Here is a 16,680-nt window from a genome sequence, read left to right as displayed (position 1 = left end):
ACCGGTGAGCCGGAGTCGGCTGTTCGTGGCGGGACGGTCCTGGTGCCGCGGCTGGCCCAACTGCCGGTGTCGGAGGGTTCGTTGCCGGTGGGTGCGGGCGACACGGTGCTGATCACGGGTGGCACGGGCGGGTTGGGGGCGGTGGTGGCCCGTCACCTGGTGGCCGACTGCGGTGTGCGGAGCCTGGTGCTGACCAGTCGTCGCGGTCCGGAGGCGCCGGGCGCGGCCGACTTGGTGGCGGAGCTGGAGACGTCGGGTGCGTCCGTCGAGGTCCGGGCCTGCGACCTGTCCGACCGTGACGCCGTCGCGGCGCTGGTGGCGGCGGTTCCGGCGCTGTCGGCCGTCGTACACGCGGCCGGGGTCGGGGACAACGGTCTGGTGGGTGCGTTGACGCCCGAGCGGATGGATGCCGTCCTGGCGCCGAAGGCCGATGGTGCGTGGTTCCTGCACGAGCTGACCCGGGGGCGGGGCCTGACGGCCTTCGTCCTGTTCTCCTCCGTCGGCGGTCTCGTCCTGACCGCAGGTCAGGGCAACTACGCGGCCGCGAACGTCTTCCTCGACGCTCTCGCCGCCCACCGCCACGCGCTCGGTCTGCCCGCCACCTCCCTGGCCTACGGCCTCTGGGACGTCGGCGCCGGACTCGGCCGCGACCTCGCCGAGGTCGACCGTCAGCGGATGGCCCGCCAGGGCGTCCCCGTCCTCGACCACGCGACCGGCCTCACCCTGTTCGCGGCCGCGCTGCGCAGCGGGCGCGCCATCGTCGTCCCGATCCGGGTCGACCGGGCCGCCCTGCGCACCCGCACCGACGACGTCCCCGCCCTGCTGCGCGCCCTCGCCGCCCCGCGCCGGCGCTCCGCGCTCCCCGCGAGCGGCCGCGCCACCGGCACCGGCCTCGCGCAGCGCCTCGCCGGGCTGGGGGAGTCCGAGCGGCGCCGGCTGGTGCTGGAGCTGGTGCGGATGGAGGTCGCCGCCGTGCTCGGCCACGCCTCCGCCGAGGAGATCACGCCCGAACGGGCCTTCCAGGAGCTGGGTTTCGACTCCCTCGCCGCGACCGACCTGCGCAACCGCCTCCACCAGCGCACCGGCCTGCGGCTGCCCGCGACCCTCGCCTTCGACCACCCCAACGCGCGGGCCGTGGCGGCGCACCTCCTCGACCTGGCCGGGTCGGGCGGGGCCGTGGCGCCGGACGGTGCCCGGCCGCCCCGCCCGGACACCGACGGCGAGCCGATCGCCATCGTCGGCATGGCCTGCCGCTACCCCGGCGGCGCGGCCTCGCCCGAGGAGCTGTGGCAGCTGCTGGTGGACGGCGTCGACACGGTGACGGAGTTGCCGACCGACCGCGGCTGGGACCTCGGGAACCTCTACGACCCCGAGCCCGGGAAGGAGGGCCGCAGCTACACCCGGCACGGGAGCTTCCTGCACGACGCCGGCGACTTCGACCCCGGCCTGTTCGGGATCTCCCCGCGCGAGGCGCTCTACATGGACCCGCAGCAGCGACTGCTGCTGGAGACCTCCTGGGAGGCGCTGGAGCGGGCGGGCATCGACCCGCTGTCCCTGCGCGGCAGCCGGACCGGCGTCTACGCCGGCGTGATGTACCACGACTACGCGCTCCACACGAACCCGTCGGGCACCAGCGGCGGCAGCGTGGTCTCGGGCCGGGTGTCCTACACGCTGGGCCTGGAGGGGCCGGCCGTGACGGTGGACACCGCCTGCTCCTCCTCGCTGGTCGCCCTGCACCTGGCCGTCCAGGCGCTGCGCAGCGGCGAGTGCGCGCTGGCCCTCGCGGGCGGCGCCACCGTGATGGCGACGCCGGGCATGTTCATCGAGTTCTCCCGGCAGCGCGGGCTGTCGGCGGACGGCCGGTGCAAGGCGTTCGCGGGCGCGGCGGACGGCGTCGGCTGGTCCGAGGGCGTCGGGGTGCTGCTGGTGGAGCGGCTCTCCGACGCCCGGCGGAACGGGCACCGGGTGCTGGCGGTGATCCGGGGCACGGCCGTGAACCAGGACGGCGCGAGCAACGGCTTCTCGGCGCCGAACGGTCCGTCGCAGCAGCGGGTGATCCGTCAGGCGTTGGCGAGTGCGGGGCTGTCGGCGGCGGACGTCGACGCGGTCGAGGCGCACGGGACGGGGACGACGCTGGGTGACCCGATCGAGGCGCAGGCGCTCCTCGCCACGTACGGGCAGGACCGTGAACTGCCGCTGCTGCTGGGCTCGGTCAAGTCCAACATCGGGCACGCCCAGGCGGCGGCCGGTGTGGCGGGCGTCATCAAGATGGTGCTGGCGATGCAGCACGGCGTCCTGCCGAAGTCCCTGCACATCGACCGGCCCTCGCCGCACGTGGAGTGGTCCGAGGGGGCGGTCGAGCTGCTCGCCGAGGCCCGGGACTGGCCGGAGACCGGCCGTCCCCGGCGGGCGGGGGTGTCCGCCTTCGGGATCAGCGGGACCAACGCCCACGTGATCGTCGAGCAGGGGCCCGAGGCGGTGTCCGAGCAGGGGCCCGAGCCGACGTCCGGGCCCGTCCCCGATGTGACGGCCGACCGACCGGGGTCGGGCACCCTGCCGTGGCTGCTCGCCGCGGCGACCCCGGACGCCCTGCGGGCGCAGGCCGGGCGGCTCGCGGCCTTCCTCGGCGCGCGCCCGGACCTCGACGTCCACGATGTCGCCCACTCCCTGGCGACCACGCGGCCCGCGCTGGAGCACCGCGCGGTGCTGCTCGGTACCGACCGGGAGGAGCTGTTGGCCGGGCTGGACGCGCTGAGCCGTGGTGACCTGCTCCCCGGCACGGCCGTCTCGTCGGCCCGGGCGGGCGGGGCGACGGCGTTCCTGTTCTCCGGGCAGGGCTCGCAACGGCTGGGCATGGGGCGGGAGTTGTACGCCCGCTTCCCGGTGTTCGCTGAGGCCTTCGACGAGGTGTGCGCCGCGCTGGACGGTCCGGTGCGCGAGGTGGTCTGGGGTGCGGACGAGGAGCAGCTGAACCGGACGGAGTTCGCCCAGGCCGGGTTGTTCGCGGTCGAGGTGGCGCTGTTCCGGCTGGTGGAATCGCTGGGTGTGCGGCCGGAGTTCGTGGCCGGGCACTCGATTGGCGAGATCGCTGCCGCCCATGTCGCCGGGGTGTTCTCGCTGGCCGACGCCTGCACGCTGGTGGCGGCGCGCGGCCGTCTGATGCAGGCGTTGCCGTCCGGCGGGGCGATGCTCGCCGTCCAGGCCACGGAGGAGGAAGTCCGTTCGCTGCTGGGCGAGTTCGGATCGGTTGCCGCTGTGAACGGTCCGACCTCCGTGGTCGTCTCCGGTGCGGAGGAGGCGGTGGCGGCGATCGAGGCGCACTTCGCGGATCGTCGGACGACGCGCCTGCGGGTGTCGCACGCCTTCCACTCGCCGCTGATGGACCCGATGCTCGACGACTTCCGGGATGTCCTCAACAGCCTGACCTACCAGGCCCCTTCGCTCCCGCTCGTCTCCAACCTCACCGGCACGCTGGGCGCGGAGTTCACGTCGCCCGAGTACTGGGTGCGCCACGTCCGCGAGACCGTCCGCTTCGCCGACGGCCTTCGCACCCTCCACCACCACGGCGTCCGCCGGTACCTCGAAGTCGGCCCCGACGCCGTCCTCACCCACCTGGCGCAGGGCGTCCTCGACGACCCGACCGCCGCCGGCACCTGCGTCGTCGCCGCCCTGCGCGGCGCGGACCGGGACGAGCCGGCCGGCCTGGTCGGCGCGCTCGGCCGACTGCACATGGCCGGGGCGGAGGTGGACTGGTCGGCCTTCTTCGCGGGCCGCGGTGCCCGGGTGGTCGAGCTGCCCACCTATGCGTTCCGGCACCGCCGTTACTGGCTCGACGCGACGACCCCGCGCGGCGACCTGGGCGCGGCGGGCGTCGGTGCCGTCGCCCACCCGCTGCTCGGCGCGTCCGTCGACCTGTCGCACACGGACGGCTTCCTGCTCACCGGTCGGCTGTCGACGGACTCGCACCCGTGGCTGGCGGACCACCGGGTGCTGGACACCGTCCTCGTACCGGGCGCGGCGCTGGTCGAGCTCGCGCTGCACGCCGCCGCCGAGGCGGGGTGCGAACTGCTGGAGGAACTGACGCTCGCCGCGCCGCTCGTGCTGCCCGAACGGGGAGCCGTCCAGCTCCATGTGAGGGTCGGCGGACCGGATGCCGCGGGCCGCCGTGAGCTGGGGATCCACTCCCGGCCGGACGGCGATCCGGACGCGGCCTGGGTGCGGCACGCGACGGGTTCGCTGGCCGAAGGCGCCGTCGGGGCTGCGGAGTTCGACGCTTCGCCCTGGCCGCCGGTGGGTGCGGAGCCGCTGCCCGTGGAGGGTGCGTACGAGCGGATGGCGGAGGCCGGGTTCGGCTACGGTCCCGCCTTCCAGGGGCTCCGCGCGGTCTGGCGCCGGGGCGACGAACTGTTCGCCGAGGTCGCGCTGCCGGAGGGCGTCGAGGCCGACGGCTTCGGGGTCCACCCGGCGCTGCTCGACGCGGCGATGCACGCGGCGATCCTGGTCGGCGGTGAGCGGGAGACCGTGATCCCGTTCGCCTGGACCGGGGTGTCGCGGTCCGCCGTCGGTGCCTCGGCGGTGCGGGTGCGGATCGTCCGGCTCGACGACGGCGGGCTGCGGCTGGACCTCGCCGACCCGACGGGCGGCCCGGTGCTGACGGTGGCCTCGATGGTGGGCCGGGCGGTGTCGGCGGACCAACTGGGCTCGGCCGACCCGCTGTACGGCGTCGACTGGTCGGAGCTGCCGAACCCGCCTGCCGTGGCCGACTCCTGGGCGCGCTGGGCGGACGTCTCCGGCTCCTCGGAGCCCGTGCCCGCCGTGGTCGTCCTCGACTGCGGCGACCTCCCGGTGCCCGAGGACGTGCCGACCGCCGTCCGTGCGTACGTCCACACCGTGCTGGGGGTCGTCCAGCGCTGGTTGGTGGAGGAGCGGTTCGCGGGGTCGCGGTTGGTGGTGGTGACGCGTGGTGCGGTGGCGGTGCGTGGGGGTGAGTCGGTGGAGGTGGTGCAGGCTCCGGTGTGGGGTCTGCTGCGGTCCGCGGAGGCGGAGAACCCGGGTCGTTTCGCGTTGCTGGACGTGGATGCGGATGGGGAGGTGGTCGTCACCGGTGAGCCGGAGTCGGCTGTTCGTGGCGGGACGGTCCTGGTGCCGCGGCTGGCCCAACTGCCGGTGTCGGATGGTTCGTTGCCGGTGGGTGCGGGCGACACGGTGCTGATCACGGGTGGCACGGGCGGGTTGGGGGCGGTGGTGGCCCGTCACCTGGTGGCCGACTGCGGTGTGCGGAGCCTGGTGCTGACCAGTCGTCGCGGTCCGGAGGCGCCGGGCGCGGCCGACTTGGTGGCGGAGCTGGAGACGTCGGGTGCGTCCGTCGAGGTCCGGGCCTGCGACCTGTCCGACCGTGACGCCGTCGCGGCGCTGGTGGCGGCGGTTCCGGCGCTGTCGGCGGTCGTGCACGCGGCCGGGGTCGGGGACAACGGTCTGGTGGGTGCGTTGACGTCCGAGCGGATGGATGCCGTCCTGGCGCCGAAGGCCGACGGCGCGTGGTTCCTGCATGAGCTGACCCGGGGGCGGGATCTGACGGCCTTCGTCCTGTTCTCCTCTGCCGGTGGTCTGGTCCTGACCGCGGGCCAGGGCAACTACGCGGCCGCGAACGTCTTCCTCGACGCCCTCGCCGCCCACCGCCACGCCCTCGGCCTGCCCGCCACCTCCCTGGCCTACGGCCTCTGGGACGTCGGCGCCGGACTCGGCGAGCACCTGCGGGAGCTCAACCGCCACCGGATGGCCGCCCAGGGCGTCCCGCCGCTCGCCCGCGAAGCCGGCCTGGCCCTGTTCGCGGCCGCGCTGCGCAGCGGGCGTGCCGCCGTCGTCCCGATCCGGGTCGACCGGGCCGCCCTGCGCACCCGCACCGACGACGTCCCCGCCCTGCTGCGCGCCCTCGTCCCGGCCGCCCGCCGCACGGCGGCCCACGCCCCGGTGCCGTCGGCGCCGGTCGGCGGCCCCGCCGCCCGGCTCGCCGGGCTGCCGGAGGCCGAGCGGCGGCGAAGCGTCCTGGAACTCGTCCGGGCCCGGGTGGCGGCCCTGCTCGGGCACGAGTCCGGCGATGCGATCGAACCGGACCGCGCGTTCCAGGAGTTGGGTTTCGACTCGCTCGCCGCGACCGACCTGCGCAACCAGCTCAACACCCTCACCGGCCTGCGGCTGCCCGCGACCCTCGCCTTCGACCACCCCAACGCCGAGGCGGTGACCGACTGCATCCTCGGCGAGCTGGGGGCGGTCACCGGAGCCGCGAACGGCGACGGAACGGGCGCCGAGGCCGCACTGCGCGCCGCATTGCAGTCGATCCCGACCCGCCGGCTGCGCGACGCGGGCCTGGTCGACGCCCTGCTCGACCTCGCCGAGGACCGGCCCCGCCCCGCCGCCGACGCCCTGCCGGCCACGGCGGACGCCGGGGCCCCGACCACCGTCCGCCACGAGCCGGTCGCGATCGTCGGCATGGCCTGCCGCTACCCGGGCGGGGTGACCACGCCGGAGGAACTCTGGCAGCTGGTGACCTCCGGCGCGGACGCGATCTCACCGTTCCCCGCCGACCGCGGCTGGGACCTGTCCGCCGTCGGCGACGCCCTCGCGGGCGGATTCCTGGACGGCGCCGCGGCGTTCGACCCCGACTTCTTCGGGATCTCCCCGCGCGAGGCCCTGGCGATGGACCCGCAGCAACGGCTCACCCTGGAGCTGTCCTGGGAGGCCCTGGAACGGGCGGGCATCGACCCGACCGGCCTGCGCGGCAGCCGCACCGGCGTCTTCGCCGGCGTGATGTACCACGACTACCCGGGCAGCGACGGCAACGGCAGCGTGGTGGCCGGCCGGGTCTCGTACAAGCTCGGTCTGGAGGGCCCGGCCGTCGCGGTGGACACCGCCTGCTCCTCCTCGCTGGTCGCCCTGCACCTGGCCGCCCGGGCGCTGCGGCAGGGCGACTGCTCGCTCGCGATCGCCGGCGGCGTGACCGTGATGGCCACGCCCGGGGTGTTCGCCGAGTTCGGCCGTCAGGGCGCGCTCGCCCCCGACGGGCGCTGCAAGTCCTTCGCCTCCGCCGCCGACGGCACCGGCTTCGCCGAGGGCGCCGGATTCCTGGTCGTCGAACGGCTCTCCGACGCCCTGCGGCTCGGGCACCCGGTGCTGGCGCTGGTGCGCGGGAGCGCCGTCAACCAGGACGGTGCCTCGAACGGGCTGACCGCGCCGAACGGGCCGTCCCAGCAGCGGGTGATCCGGCAGGCGCTGGCCGACGCGCGGCTCGGGGCCGACCAGGTCGACGCGGTGGAGGCGCACGGCACCGGGACGAGGCTGGGCGACCCGATCGAGGCGCAGGCCCTGCTCGCCGCCTACGGCCAGGACCGCGAACGGCCGCTGCTGCTGGGCTCGGTCAAGTCCAACATCGGCCACACCCAGGCCGCGGCCGGGGTGGCCGGCGTGATCAAGACGGTGCTCGCGCTGCGGCACGGCGAACTGCCCGCGACGCTCCACGTCGACGAGCCGAGCGCGCAGGTGGACTGGACGGCCGGCGCCGTCCGGCTGCTGACCGAGCGCCGGGCCTGGGCTCCGGGCGACCGTCCCCGTCGTGCGGGCGTCTCCTCCTTCGGCATCAGCGGCACCAACGCCCATGTGATCATCGAGGAGGCCCCGGCCGTCCTGCCGGCGGCCGACGCCGTCCCGGCGGCCCCGGTCGAGCCCGGGGCCGTCCCGTGGCTGCTGTCGGCCGCGACCCCGGAGGCCCTGTGCGTGCAGGCCGCACGGCTGCTCCCGGCGGTCGGCGACGCCCGTCCGGTGGACGTCGCGTACTCCCTGGCGACGACCCGGGCCGTGCTCGAACACCGGGCGGCGGTGGTGGGCGCGGATGTGGAGGAACTCCGGTCCGGTCTGCGCGCGATCGCGGACGGACGGGTGCCGGCCGGCACCCCGACGGCCGGGCGCACGGCGTTCCTGTTCTCCGGCCAGGGCTCGCAACGGCTCGGCACAGGGCGGGAGTTGTACGACCGCTTCCCGGTGTTCGCGGCGACCTTCGACGCGGTGTGCGAGCGGTTCGAGCTGCCGGTGCGCGACGTGCTGTGGGGCGCGGACGAGGAACTGCTGAACCGGACGGACTGCGCCCAGGCCGCGCTGTTCGCGGTCGAGGTCGCATTGTTCCGGTTGCTGGAGTCGCTGGGTGTGCGGCCGGAGTTCGTGGCGGGGCACTCGATCGGTGAGATCGCTGCGGCGCACGTCGCCGGGGTGTTCTCACTGGCGGACGCCTGCACGCTGGTCGCGGCGCGCGGTCGGCTGATGGGGGCGCTGCCGTCCGGCGGGGCGATGCTCGCCGTCCGGGCCACGGAGGACGAAGTCCGGCCGCTGCTCGGCGACCTGGTCTCGATCGCGGCCGTGAACGGCCCGGCCTCGGTGGTCGTCTCGGGAACGGAGGAGGCCGTCGAAGCGCTGGGCCGGCAGTTCGCCGGGCGGAGGACGACCCGGCTGGCCGTCTCGCACGCCTTCCACTCGCCGCTGATGGACCCGATGCTGGACGACTTCCGCGCCGTCCTCAACGGCCTGACGTATAACGCCCCTTCGCTCCCGGTGGTCTCCAACCTGACCGGCGGACTGGGCGCGGACCTCTGCTCGCCCGAGTACTGGGTGCGGCACGTCCGCGAGACGGTCCGCTTCGCCGACGGCCTGCGCACCCTCCGGGCCGCCGGAGCGACCCGCTACCTGGAACTCGGCCCCGACGCCGTCCTCACCGCGCTCACCGCGAACGCGCTGCCGGACGGCGAGGGCGAGGCGGTCGCGACGCTGCGCCGCGGACACGGCGAGGAACGGACCGTCGTCGAGTCCCTGGCGCGCCTCCACGTGCTCGGCGTACCGGTGGACTGGTCCGCCCTCCACGCCGGGACGGGCGCGCGCCGGATCGAGCTGCCGACGTACGCCTTCCAGCACCGCCGGTACTGGACGGACGCCCCGGCCCTCCCGGGCTCCACGGCCGAGTCCGCCGGGCTCAGGAACGCCGGACACCCGCTGCTCACCGGTTCGCTCGAACTGGCCGACGCCACCGGCCTGGTGTTCACCGGCCGGCTGTCGGCCCGCTCCCAGGGGTGGCTGACGGACCACGCCGTGCTGGGCTCGGTCCTGGTGCCGGGCACGGCGCTGGTGGAGCTGGCCGTGCGGGCCGGGGACGAGGTCGGCTGCGACCGGGTCGAGGAACTCACCCTGGGCGCACCGCTGGTGCTGCCGGCGGACGGACCGGTCCGCCTCCAGGTGCGGGTGGCCGGGCCGGACGCGTCCGGTCGTCGTGCCGTGGGCATCCACTCCACGGCGGACACCGGCCCGGAACCGGTCTGGGCCCTGCACGCGAGCGGTGTGCTGGGGGCGGGTGCGGTGCCGCCGGTGTTCGACGCCTCCGTGTGGCCGCCGGTCGGTGCCGAGGCGGTCGATCTGACGGGTCTGTACGAGGGTCTGGCGGAGGCCGGGTTCGGGTACGGTCCGGCGTTCCGGGGTCTGCGGGCGGCCTGGCGGCGGGGCGAGGAGCTCTACGCCGATGTCGCGCTGCCCGAGAACGTCGAGGCCGACGGGTTCGGTCTGCACCCGGCGCTGTTCGACGCCTGCCTGCACGGCTTCGCGCTGGCCGGGCCGGGTGGGAGCGGGGGCGGGGGCGTGCCGTTCGCCTGGGAGGACGTGGCGCTGCACGCCTCGGGGGCCACGGCCGTCCGGGTGCGGCTGACCCGCTCGGCCACCGGGGCGCTGGCGGTGGCCGTCGCCGACGCCGAGGGACGCCCGGTGGCGTCGGTCGGCGCCCTGACGGTGCGGCCGATCGCCGCCGACCAGCTCGCGGCCGGGCCGCGGGTGGGCCGGGACGACCTGTTCCGGGTGGACTGGGTACCGGTGGATCCGGTGCCCGCGCCATTCGTGGAGGTCGGTTCGCTGGCGGAGGTGCCGGCCGAGGTACCGCCGGTGGTGGTGGTCCGGTCGGCGGTCGGCGAGGTCCATGAGCGGTCGGCGTGGGCGCTGGAGCTGGTGCGGGGCTGGCTGGCCGAGGATCGGTTCGGCGCCTCCCGGTTGGTCTTCGTGACCGACGGCGCGGTGGACGGGCGCGACCTGTCCGGTGCCGCCGTACGGGGGTTGGTGCGGTCGGCGCAGTCCGAGGAGCCGGGCCGGTTCGGCCTGGTGGACCTGCCGGGCGGCGACCTGTCGCCCGCCCTCGGTGTGGACGAGCCGCAGCTGCTCGTCCGCGACGGCGAGGTCCTCGCCGCCCGGCTCACCCGCACCTCGCCGACGCCCGAGCGGCCCGAGCGGCCCGTGTGGCCGGGCGAGGGCACGGTCCTGATCACCGGCGGCACCGGCGGCCTGGGCCGGCTGGTGGCGCGCCACCTCGCGCGTGAGCACGGGGTGCGCAGTCTGCTGCTGGTGAGTCGTCGGGGTGTGGCCGCCGAGGGGGTCGGCGAACTGATCGGTGAGCTGGCGGAGTTGGGTGCTTCGGTGGTGGTGGAGGCGTGTGATGTGGCCGAGGAGGCCGCTGTCGTGGAGCTGTTCGCCCGGCACGAGATCCGTGCGGTGGTCCATGCGGCGGGTGTGCTGGACGACGGGGTGGTCGGTTCGCTGACGCCCGAGCGGTTGTCGGCGGTGCTGCGTCCGAAGGCGGACGCGGCGTGGAACCTGCACCGGGCCGCCGAGGATCTCGACGCGTTCGTGCTGTTCTCCTCGATGGCCGGGACGTTCGGCAGTGCGGGCCAGGCGGCCTATGCGGCGGGCAACGCGTACCTGGACGCTCTGGCGGTGCACCGTCGTTCGCTCGGTCTGCCGGCGGTGTCGCTGGCCTGGGGCCCGTGGTCCGGGGTGGCCGGGATGACCGGCACCCTCGGCGAGGCCGAGCGCGGGCGGCTGACCCGCGCGGGGGTGCCGCCCCTCGAACCGGCCCACGGGCTGGCGCTGTTCGACGCGGCGGTCGGTGCCGCCGAGCCGGTCGTGCTGCCCGTCCGGCTCGACCTGCCCGCCGTCCGGGCGCGGGGCGAGGTTCCCGCGCTGCTGAGCGGCCTGGTCCGGACGCCGGTCCGCCGGGCGGCCTCGGCCCCCGCCGCGGTCGACCTGACCCGGCGGCTCTCCGGTCTGGGCACGGAGCAACGGCACGACGCCGTCCTCGACCTGGTGCGGGACCAGATCGCCCTGGTCCTGGACCACGAGAGCCGCTCGACGGTGGATCCGTCGCGGGCGTTCCAGGACCTCGGGTTCGACTCGCTGACGGCGGTGGAGCTGCGCAACCGGCTGCGGTCGGCGACCGGCCTCCCGCTGCCGGCCACGGTGGTGTTCGACTACCCGACCGCCCATGCGCTCGCGGGCCACCTGCTGGACGGCCTGCTCGGCACCGGGAGCGCGGTCGACGTCCCGGAGCCCCTGCCGTTCCGGTCGGACGACCCGGTCGTGATCGTCGGGATGGCCTGCCGGTACCCGGGCGGGGTGGCCTCGCCCGAGGAGCTGTGGCGGTTGGTGGCGGACGGGGTGGACGCGGTGTCGGAGTTCCCGACCGACCGTGGCTGGGATGTCGAGACGCTGTACGATCCGGACCCGGAGCACGTCGGCACCTCGTACACCCGCACCGGCGGGTTCCTGCGCGAGGCGGCCGCGTTCGACGCGGGCTTCTTCGGGATGAGTCCGCGGGAGGCGCTGGCGACGGACGCGCAGCAGCGGTTGCTGCTGGAGACGTCCTGGGAGGCGTTCGAGCGGGCCGGGATCGATCCGGTGGCGTTGCGCGGCAGCCGGACCGGCGTCTTCGCGGGCGTGATGTACGCGGACTACGCGAGCCTGCTCGGCGGCGGCGAGTTCGAGGGGTACCAGGGCAGCGGCAGCGCCGGGAGCGTGGCTTCGGGCCGGGTGTCGTACACGTTGGGCCTGGAGGGTCCGGCGGTGACGGTGGACACCGCGTGTTCCTCCTCGCTGGTGGCGATGCACCTGGCGGCCCAGGCCCTGCGGAGCGGCGAGTGCTCGCTGGCGCTGGCCGGCGGGGTGACGGTGATGTCCACCCCGGCCACGTTCGTCGAGTTCTCCCGGCAGCGCGGCCTGGCCGCCGACGGCCGCAGCAAGGCCTTCGCGGAGGCGGCGGACGGGGTCGGCTGGGGCGAGGGCGTCGGTCTGGTAGTGCTGGAGCGGCTCTCCGACGCCCGCCGCAACGGGCACGGAGTCCTCGCCGTCCTGCGTGGCAGCGCCGTCAACCAGGACGGTGCGTCGAACGGCCTCACTGCGCCGAACGGGCCCTCGCAACAGCGGGTGATCCGGCAGGCCTTGGCCAGTGCGGGACTGTCGACCGCCGAGGTCGACGCGGTCGAGGCGCACGGGACCGGGACGACGCTGGGTGACCCGATCGAGGCACAAGCCCTGCTCGCGACCTACGGGCAGGACCGTGAACGGCCGCTGCTGCTGGGCTCGGTCAAGTCCAACATCGGGCACGCCCAGGCGGCTGCGGGGGTGGCAGGCGTGATCAAGATGGTGCTGGCGATGCAGCACGGCGTCCTGCCGAAGTCCCTGCACATCGACCGGCCGTCCCCGCACGTGGACTGGACGGCGGGCGCGGTCGAGCTGCTGACCGATGCCACCGCCTGGCCGGCCACCGACCACCCGCGCCGGGCGGGGGTGTCCTCCTTCGGGATCAGCGGCACCAACGCCCATGTGATCCTGGAGCAGGCCGCGCCCGAACCCGAGGCCGTAGCGCACGGCTCGGTTGTTCCGGGTCCGCTGCCCTGGGTGGTGTCCGCCAAGTCCCCGGCGGCGTTGGACCTCCAGCTGATCCGGCTCGCAGCAGCCGTCGAACTCCCCGCCGTCGATGTGGCGTTCACGCTGGCGGGGCGCTCGTCCTTCCCGTGCCGTGCGGTGCTGGTGGACGGCGTGGAGGTGGCGCGGGGAACGGCCGGCGAGGGCCGTACGGCGTTCCTGTTCTCCGGGCAGGGATCGCAAAGGCTCGGCATGGGCCGGGAGTTGTACGACCGCTTCCCGGTGTTCGCCGGAGCCTTCGATGCGGTGTGCGAGCAGTTCGAGCTGCCGCTGCGGGAGGTGGTGTGGGGCGCGGACGAGGAGCTGCTGAACCGGACGGACTACGCCCAGGCGGGGCTGTTCGCCGTCGAGGTGGCGCTCTTCCGGCTGGTCGAGTCGCTGGGTGTGCGACCGGAGTTCGTGGCCGGGCACTCGATCGGCGAGATCGCGGCCGCACACGTCGCCGGAGTGTTCTCGCTGGCCGACGCCTGCACGCTGGTGGCCGCGCGCGGCCGGCTGATGCAGGCATTGCCCGCCGGCGGCGCGATGCTCGCCGTCCAGGCCACGGAGGACGAAGTCAGGATGCTGATCGGCGAGTTCACGGCGCTTGCCGCTGTCAACGGCCCGACCTCCGTGGTCGTCTCCGGCGCCGAGGCCGCAGTCGCCACGATCGAGGCCCACTTCGCCGACCGCAGGACCACCCGCCTGCGGGTCTCCCACGCCTTCCACTCCCCGCTGATGGACCCGATGCTCGACGACTTCCGCGCCGTCCTCAACGGCCTGACCTACCAAGCCCCTTCGCTCCCCGTCGTCTCCAACCTCACCGGCACGCTCGGCGCAGACCTCTGCTCGCCGGACTACTGGGTGCGGCACGTCCGCGAGACGGTCCGCTTCGCCGACGGCCTCCGCGCACTGGCAGCGGCGGGTGTCACCCGCTTCCTGGAACTCGGCCCCGACGCCGTCCTCACCGCCCTCGCCGCGAACGCACTCCCCGAGGCGGCCGACGACACCGTCACCGCCCCCGCACTGCGCCGCAACCGCCCCGAGGAATCCACCCTCGTCGAAGCCCTCGCCGCCCTCCACGTCCACGGCGCCCCGGTCGACTGGCGTGCCCTGCTCGCCGGGCGGGGCCGGCACCTCGCCGCTCTCCCGACCTACGCCTTCGCGCACCGGGAGTACTGGCCGGCCGGCCTGCCCGCCGGCCGGGGCGCCGAGTCGGCGGGTCTTCGGAACGCCGGACATCCGCTGCTCACGGGTTCGCTGGAGCTGGCCGACAGCGACGGCCTCCTGTTCACCGGTCGGCTGTCGACCCGCTCCCACCCCTGGGCAGGGGACCACGTGGTCCTGGGCTCCGTCCTGGTGCCCGGCACGGCCCTGGTCGAGCTGGCCGTCAGGGCGGGCGACGAGGTCGGCTGCGACCTCGTCGAGGAACTGACCCTCGCGGCGCCGCTGGTCCTGCCCGGGACGGGCGCCGTACAGCTCCAACTCGCCGTCGGGGTCCCGGACGACACGGGCCGACGGTCCGTGACCGTGCACTCCCGCCCGGGCTCGGGCGGTTCGCACCCGTGGACCCTGCACGCGAGCGGCGTCCTCGGGACGGGCGCGGCACCGGCGGCGTTCGACACCTCGGTCTGGCCGCCGGCTGAGGCCGAGGCGCTCGACCTGACCGGCCTGTACGAGGGCCTGGCCGAGGCCGGGTTCGGTTACGGCCCGGCCTTCCGGGGACTACGCGCCGCCTGGCGGCACGGCGAGGAGCTGTACGCCGAGGTGGCCCTGCCGGAGGGCGTCGAGGGCGGCGCCTACGGCCTGCACCCGGCGCTGTTCGACGCCTGTCTGCACACCCTCGCCGCCGGTGCCGACCACGGCGGCGGGGCCGCCGGGGTGCCGTTCGCCTGGACGGACGTCGCGCTGCACGCCTCCGGCGCGTCCGCGCTCCGGGTCCGGCTGGCGCCGTCCGGAGCCGGGGGACTGGCGCTGGCCGCGGTGGACACCGACGGGCGGCCGGTAGCCTCGGTGGGCTCACTGGCGGTCCGGCCGGTCACCGCTGACCAGTTGGGCGCGGCCGCCCGACCGACGGGCCACGACGCGCTGTTCCGCGTCGACTGGGTGCCCGTGCGTCCGTCGGACGACGCGGACCCCGTCTTCGCCTCCGTCGAGCCGAACGCGCAGGCGCTCGCCGAACTGGCCCTTCGAGCCGAAGGAGCCGACCTCCCCGCCGTCGTGGTCGCCGAACTGCCCCTCGGTGGTGCCGAGTCGGTGCACGAGCGAACGGCCACCGTCCTGGACATGGTGCAGACCTGGCTCGCCCACGACGCGTTCGGTGCCTCCCGGCTGGTCTTCGTCACCCGGGGCGCGGTGTCCGGCGACGACCTTGCCGGGGCCGCCGCCTGGGGCCTGGTGCGATCGGCGGCCTCGGAGGAGCCGGGCCGGTTCGGCCTGCTGGACCTGGCTCCCGGCGAGCCCGGGTTCCGGCCCGCCGTCCTCGGTGTCGACGAGCCGCAACTCCTGCTCCTTGACGGCGAATTGTTCGCCGCTCGGCTGGTCCGGGAGAAGCTCGCGAGCACGGCCCCGAGCTGGCCCGCCGAGGGCACGGTGCTGGTGACCGGCGGCACCGGCGGCCTCGGCCGGCTGGTCGCCCGGCACCTCGCCGCCGAGCACGGCGTGCGCGGGCTGCTCCTGGTGAGTCGACGCGGCGCCGCCGCCGAGGGCGTGGCCGAGCTGGTCGCCGAGCTGGCCGAACTCGGCGCCGAGGCCGTGGTGGAAGCCTGTGACGTGGCCGAGGAGGCCGCTGTCGGCGGCCTGTTCGCCCGCCACGACATCCGCGCCGTGGTGCACACCGCGGGCGTCCTGGACGACGCGACGATCGGCTCCCTCACCCCGGGACGGATCTCCGGGGTGCTGCGGCCGAAGGCGGACGCGGCGTGGCACCTGCACCGCGCCACCGAGGGACTGGACCTCACCGCCTTCGTCCTGTTCTCCTCGGCGGCCGGGACGCTCGGCAACCCGGGGCAGGCCAACTACGCCGCCGCCAACGCGTTCCTGGACGCGCTCGCCCGGCACCGGCGCTCCCGAGGGCTGCCCGCCGTCTCCCTGGCCTGGGGCCCCTGGACCGGCGCCGCCGGCATGACCGGCACGCCCGGCGGGGCCGAGGCCGAGCGGGCGGCCCGGGCCGGCCTGCCGCCGCTCACCCCGGACCTGGGGCTGGCGCTGTTCGACGCCACCACGGCCGGCCCGGAGCCCGCCGTCCTGCCCCTGCGGCTGGACCCGGTCGTGCTGCGGCAGCGCGGCGAACTCCCGCCCCTGCTGCGCGGACTGGTCCGGCTGCCGGTGCGGCGCGGTGCGGCCGCGGGCGCGGACGGCGTGCCGGGCGGCGGTGCCGGGTTCGTCCGGCAGCTGGCCGCACTGCCCGGCGCCGAACGGGGCGAAGCCCTGCTGACGGCGGTCCGCCGGCAGGTGGCAGCCGTCCTCGGGCACGCCGAACCGTCCGAGGTGGATCCGCGGCGGGCCTTCCAGGACCTCGGTCTGGACTCCCTGACGGCGGTCGAACTGCGCAACCGGCTGGGCGCGTTGGTGGATCTGCGACTGCCTGCGACCCTGGTCTTCGACCACCCGACGGTCGGGGAGCTCGCCGACCACCTCGCCGACCGGCTCGGCCTGGCGCCCGAGCCGACCTCCGGGCCGGCCGCGCTCCTTGCCGAACTCGACAGACTGGAAAGGGTGTTCGGCGCGAGCGAGGCCGCCGGGCCGGACCAGGAGCTGTTCGAGCGGGTCGCCGCCCGCCTGGAGGTGCTGCGCGCGAAGTGGCTCACCGCCGGGAGCGCCGGCACCGACGGGCCCGCCGGCGGGGAGGCGGCCTTCGACTTCGACACCGCCTCGGACGACGAGATGTTCGACCTCCTGGACAACGAACTGGGCCTGTCCGACTGA

The 16,680-nt window shown here is 75.5% G+C and carries 1 protein-coding gene (running past one end of the window); it reads left to right on the top strand.

Annotated features, from left to right (window positions below; all coding sequences use genetic code 11):
- Positions 1–16,680, top strand: the 3' portion of a protein-coding gene (locus tag AB0O91_RS07035) for an SDR family NAD(P)-dependent oxidoreductase (protein WP_363428737.1). The gene continues 13,887 nt to the left of window position 1, outside the view; the window shows 16,680 of its 30,567 coding nt (coding positions 13,888–30,567); the start codon falls outside the window, past its left edge; its stop codon occupies positions 16,678–16,680.

The sequence above is a fragment of the Kitasatospora sp. NPDC089797 genome (assembly GCF_040684795.1).
Taxonomy (GTDB): Bacteria; Actinomycetota; Actinomycetes; order Streptomycetales; family Streptomycetaceae; genus Kitasatospora.
Note: the sequence above shows the minus strand (reverse complement) of the source record. Positions and strands in the feature narration are given on the sequence as shown.